Below are 2666 nucleotides of genomic sequence, written 5' to 3'. Positions count from 1 at the left end.
AGGTGCGGAGAATATGAAATACATTCATCAGCTAGATATTTGGCCAAAATTTATATGGGATCATGAAAAGATTGCGTCCACGTTGGGGACTGTGCGCAATCGCCAGGGGTGGTTGATCGGCCGTATGGAGGCATTGGGTTTTCCCTTACGTTCAGAGGCTGTACTGCAGACTCTTACTCTTGATGTTTTAAAGAGCAGTGAGATCGAAGGGGAGATTCTTGATAGAAGCCAAGTGCGTTCATCAATAGCTCGCAGGTTGGGGATGAAAATCAGCGGACTTGTTCCTTCTGATCGTTATGTTGACGGTGTTGTGGAGATGATGCTGGATGCTACTCAAAATTTTAACAAGTCCTTGACGAAAGATCGGTTATTTGGCTGGCATGCGAGTTTATTTCCAGCGGGACGTAGCGGGATGCATAAAATAACTGTTGGCACTTGGCGCAATGATCGTCATGGCCCCATGAGGGTTGTTTCCGGTGTCGTCGGTCATGAGCGTGTGCATTTTGAAGCGCCGGAGGCTAATTGTCTTAAAGGGGAAATGAAGAATTTTTTAAGCTGGTTTAATGGCTCGACTTCGCTTGCCACAGGTGGTTCGGTGGATCTAGACCCCGTGCTTAAAGCGGGTATTGCGCATTTGTGGTTCGTGACCCTTCATCCTTTTGAAGACGGCAATGGGCGTATCGCTCGTGCAATCGCGGATATGCAGCTTGCGCATGCCGACGGCAGTCGAGAGCGTTTTTACAGCATGTCTGTTCAGATTCGTCAAGAACGGAATATTTATTATCGCATCCTTGAGAAGACGCAGAAAAATACCAATGTTACAAAAGCCGGAATTGATATCACACTATGGCTTGTGTGGTTTTTAGATTGTTTGAGCCGGGCGCTTGAAGCAACTGAAAACACGCTTGCTGATGTATTTAAAAAAGCTCTCTTTTGGGAATCTCATTCGGTTGAATCGATTAATGAACGGCAGCGAATTGTGATCAATAAGTTATTTGACGGTTTTGAAGGAAAGCTTACTTCTTCCAAATGGGCGAAGATTGCAAAGTGTTCGCAGGATACGGCGCTGCGGGATATTCTTGATCTTATTGAGAAAGGGATCCTCATTAAAGATTTTGCAGGTGGACGTAGCACGAGTTATTTATTAAAAGACCTGTAAGAATTTGCCAAAAAAGTTCGAGTTCTGGTGGTGGTGGTGCCGTAGAGATATATTTTATCGAGTCCTTTCGGGGGAGGTATTTAACAGTATTATTTGGTCATTCTGTTTTATGAGTATCTTTATCTATATGTTTGTTAAATGGATTTTTGAAGAAATTAGTAGTTTAAATTTTATAACTCTCTGAGCTATAAAGAGAGAATGTTTTAAAAAACAGAGATATAAATTTATGTTTTTCACATCTATGTTTTTTTATTTGACAAGTTACCATATGTAAAGTGAGGTTAACAGTATGACTATTGAAAAATTGTTGGACAATATTCTAAATACGAACTCAAAGATAAAAATAATACATCTTTTTACTTCTCGCAGAGAAGATTTTATTGCCTCTGGCCGGGAAATAGCAAGATTAATTGAAATTACCCCGCCAGCAGCCCATGCCGCACTTTAAAATTTATATAATCAAGATATATTAAAAAGGAATATTATTGGTAGAGAGCATATTTATAGACTCAACGTAAATAATAGGATTGTTCAGGATATACTTAAGCCGGCTTTTAAAAAAGAATATTCTGTCAAAGAAGATATCTTTAAATTCTTAAAAGAAAAAATAAAAGAAAAAAGAATAGAGACAAGATTGTTTCTCTTATCTTATATGGAAGTTTACAAACAGGCAATACAGATAAAAAAAGCGATGTTGATATAGCAGTAGTTACCAAAAACAGGCCCGCTAAAAAGCAAATAGAAGGAATATTTATAGAAAATATCTCAGGTCAATTTTATGAATATTTTGGTGTTAATTTGGATAGCTATATAAAAACAAAGGACGAATTTGTTAAACGCCTCAGGAAAAATCAACCGCCAGTTTCAACAATGATGCGGTCTTATTCTGTTATTTACGGGAAAGACCCTTTAGATCTTAAATAATATGAGTGCTAAGAAAATAAAAATTAAACAAGAAGACAAATCAGCCGCAATGGATTATCTTTAAAAAGCAGAAGATAACTATAGTCAAATGATAGTTGCTTTAGGAAATAATAATTATAATGCTGTTGGTACATTAGCTATACAATGTGTAATTTCGTCAGCAGATGCTATTTGTATATATGAAAAAAGGGTTAGATCTGTATCACAAGATTATTTTGATGTATGTGATTTAGTAAAATCTATTACACTGCCAGAGGCCAAAGAGAAAAGCAATTTATTAAGAAGGATTATTGCCAAGAAAAATCTTATTCAGTATGAAAGGCGTGGTATGTATCAAAGCGAGGCAATTGGGGTTACAAAGACCGCCGCTAAATTCTATCAATGGGTTGTTTTTTATGTGAAGGAGAAATAGAGTAGGGATAAGTTTAGCATGTGATCATATAAAAATTAGTTCGAGTCCTCATCTGGGAGTTTTTATATTTAACCCTTTGTAGTTATCTATGTTGCAAGGGGTTTTTGTTTGTCGTATAATACTATCAGAAATTATGAGAAGAGCTAAAAGATAAAAGATGCATCAATGTTT

Annotated in this window: 2 protein-coding genes; both read left to right on the top strand. The window is 37.0% G+C overall.

Going from position 1 to position 2666, the window contains the following annotated elements; genetic code table 11:
• Positions 1–13 precede the first annotated feature (13 nt).
• Positions 14–1159 (top strand): Fic family protein, encoded by a 1146-nt coding sequence (locus P9L98_01300; protein ID MDP8215943.1) that lies wholly within the window; start codon positions 14–16, stop codon positions 1157–1159.
• A gap of 1012 nt (positions 1160–2171) precedes the next feature.
• Positions 2172–2495, top strand: coding sequence for a hypothetical protein (locus P9L98_01295; protein ID MDP8215942.1), 324 nt, complete (start codon positions 2172–2174; stop codon positions 2493–2495).
• The last annotated feature ends 171 nt before the right edge of the window (positions 2496–2666 follow it).

This window comes from Candidatus Kaelpia imicola (genome assembly GCA_030765505.1).
Taxonomy (GTDB): Bacteria; Omnitrophota; Gorgyraeia; order Kaelpiales; family Kaelpiaceae; genus Kaelpia; species Kaelpia imicola.
The sequence above is the reverse complement of the archived record's forward strand: the minus strand, read 5'-3'. Positions and strand labels throughout refer to the sequence as shown.